This window comes from Streptomyces amritsarensis, from assembly GCF_001953875.1.
Taxonomy (GTDB): Bacteria; Actinomycetota; Actinomycetes; order Streptomycetales; family Streptomycetaceae; genus Streptomyces; species Streptomyces amritsarensis.
Window position 1 is genome coordinate 1 of record NZ_MQUR01000187.1, and the last position, 2,980, is coordinate 2,980.

Consider the following 2,980-nt stretch of genomic DNA (forward strand, 5'->3'; position numbering starts at 1 on the left):
CCCCGCCCGCCACCCCGCCCGCCACCCCGCCCATCGTGCCGCCCGCCGTGCCGCCCGCGGAGGAACCCCACCGCGCCACGACCGCCCCCGCCCCTTGAGAACACCCCGGTGCCCGATCCCGAACGCCCACCCGCCCCCCACCGTTCAGGAGTTGATGCCACTCCAGGCCGCAGACCGCCACCGGTGAAGGAAAGACCTGACCGGACCCGGTGGAGCCCGATGATGACAGCGTTGCCATCTCGTTAAGGATTCACTTCTTGACGACAGCGGTGCGGGCACGTTGACTGCCTCACCTCGGCCGTACCGACGGCCCCGTCAGGGAGGCTCACCTCGTGAACGCGTATCTGGGGCGTGCCCCCGTTGCTCTCGCCGTCGCGGCACTCGCCGTCACGCTCACCGCCTGCGGCACCACCGACGCCAGCAGCGCCGGCAGCAGCGGCGGCGGCGGTGCGGACGGGGCGGTCCGGATCGGCCTGCTGCTCCCGGAGAACGAGACCGCGCGGTACGAGAAGTTCGACAAGCCGCTGATGGAGAAGAAGGTCGCCCTGCTGACCCTCGGCAAGGGCAAGGTCCTCTACGCCAACGCGGCCGGGGACGCGGTCAGACAGAACACCCAGGCCGAAGCGATGATCAAGGACAAGGTGGACGTCCTGGTCATCGACGCGGTGGACTCCAAGGCCATCGCCGGCGCGGTGACGAAGGCCAAGGAGGCGGGCATCGCGGTGGTCGCCTACGACCGCCTGGCCGAGGGCCCGATCGACGCCTACACCTCNNGCTGCCCCCGGTCACCGGCCAGGACGCCGAACTCGCCGGCGTGCGGCGCATCGTCGCCGGCGAGCAGTACATGACCGTGTACAAGCCCTACGCCCGCGAGGCCGAGGCCGCCGCCGAACTCGCCGTCCTCCTCGCCCAGGGCGAGAAGATCGACGGGATCATCAACCAGATGGTCAGCAGCCCGACCACCAAGCGCATCCCGGCCGTCCTCATCCCCGGCATGTCGGTGACCCGCGAGAACATCCGCAGCACCGTGGTCCTCGACGGCGTCTACACCATCGACGAGATCTGCACCGACGCCCTCAAGGCCGCCTGCCAGGACATCGGCCTGAAGTGACACCGGCCCGGGCAGGCCCGGGCAGGCGTACGAGGGCCCAGCCGGCCCAGGCCGGCGTAGCAGGGCCCAGGCGGCGGCGCGGACCGAAAGGGGGACCCCGCCGCCCCCGGCCCCTGCAACGCCCCTACGCCCGCAGCGGCCCACGTGACAGGGTGAACGAGCCTGCCCGCCCACGCCGTTGAAGGCCGAACCGCACACCGGGGCCGCCCCCCGAACCCCGCACCACCCCCGTGCCGCCACCGGCCGACCCGGGGGAGCGGAGCGCCGGCGGCCGAGCATCTGGAGCACCCGCGCCCGGCCCCGCAGAGGCCGCCGGCCCCGGCCACCGACACCGGGCCCCGCAGAGGCCGCCGGCCCCGGCCGCTGCCAAAGGCCGTCGGCTCCGGCCGCCGGCAGGGCCCGACGCGGTGGACACCGCAGCCCCTCTCCGCCGGCGGCCCCGAGGCCCGGCGTGCCGGCCCGGGACACGTCCTGCGCCGCGGGGACTCCTGCCCCCCGGGGCAGCCGGCTCCGCAACGCCCCGGGGGTGGGGTGGGTCGGCTTCGAGCAGGCCCGTCCGGGCGGCGCCCTGACGGAGCGGGCCCGTCGGCGCATCGGCTTCCTCGCCCGCCGGTGCGTCACCCCGCGCCCCCGTGGCACTTCCGCAGCGGACGGGCAAACGCCCACCGCGTCCTGTGGCGCGGCAGAACCGGCCCCGGCCGCCCCGAGCGGGCCCGAGGACCTGGCGGCCGGCCCGGCCGGCGCGGGCGGGCCCGCGGCGAGAGCCCTGCTCCGCGGGGACTCCTGCCCCCGGGCAGCCGGCTCCGCAGCGCTCCGGGGGTGGGGTGTGTCGGCTTAGCGGGCTCGCCCGGGCGGCGCCCTGACGGAGCGGGCCCGTCGGCGCATCGGTTTCCCCGCCCGCCGGTGCGTCCCCCCGCGCCCCCGTGGCACTTCCGCGGCGGACGGGGAAACGCCCACGCGTCCGGTGGCGCGGCAGAACCGGCCCTGGCCGCCCTGGCCGCCCTGGCCGCCTGGCCGCACCGGCCGCACCGGCCGCACCGGCCGCACCGGCCGCTCCGGCCGTACCAGGCGTACCGGGTGTACCGGGCGCCGGTGGGGCCCGCGGCGGCAACCCTGCTCTGAGGACTCCCGCCTCGGGCCGCGTCTCCGCGCCGCCCCGGGGACGGGGTGTGTCAGCTTCGAGCAGGCCCGTCCGGGCGGCGCCCTGGCGGGGCGGGCCCGTCGGCGTATCGGCTTCCCCGCCCGGCGGGTCATACCGCCCAAGGCGCTGCCGGGGCGGGCGGAGGCGGGTGCCGGTCCTACCGCGCCCGTGGCGCGGGGCCGGCATCCGCCTCCCGGCGCGGGCGCCGACGCGATGTGGCTGCCCCGCGCCGCCCCACCGCTTGCGGCGGGTCCGCCACGACGGCAGCAGCCGCCCGGCGCGGGCCGTGCGCCGGAACCGGGCACGGAGCACCGCGCACCGCCCGCCGGCTCGGCGGAGCGGCCCCCACATGCTCCGCAAGAGACGGCTCGGTCCACCGGCCCACCCTCGCCGCCGCGGTGGCCCGCCCGCTGCCCACTCCCCGTCGCGGTGATGGCCGCCTGCCGTCCGCTGCCGTCGCCGAATGGCCGCCTGCCTGCCGTCCGCGGCCGTCGCTCTGATGACTGTCCGCTGTTCTCTGTCCACGACCGTCGCTGTGGTGGCCGCCCACCGGTCCGCTGCCGTCGGCCGATGACCCGCCCACCGCCCACGGTCGTCGACGCGGCGGCTGCCCGCCGGCCCACCCCCGTCGCCGAATGGCCACCGGCCCGTCCGCCGATGGAGCCGCCCCCGCCCCCGCCGCCGCCGACCACCCGCCACCCCCCACGCGCCCCCGCCGCCGACCACCC

The 2,980-nt window shown here is 77.5% G+C and carries 1 pseudogene; it reads left to right on the plus strand.

Annotated elements, in window-relative coordinates:
• The first annotated feature begins 332 nt into the window (after positions 1–332).
• Positions 333–1,111, plus strand: a pseudogene (locus AVW11_RS35300) (substrate-binding domain-containing protein).
• Positions 1,112–2,980 lie beyond the last annotated feature (1,869 nt).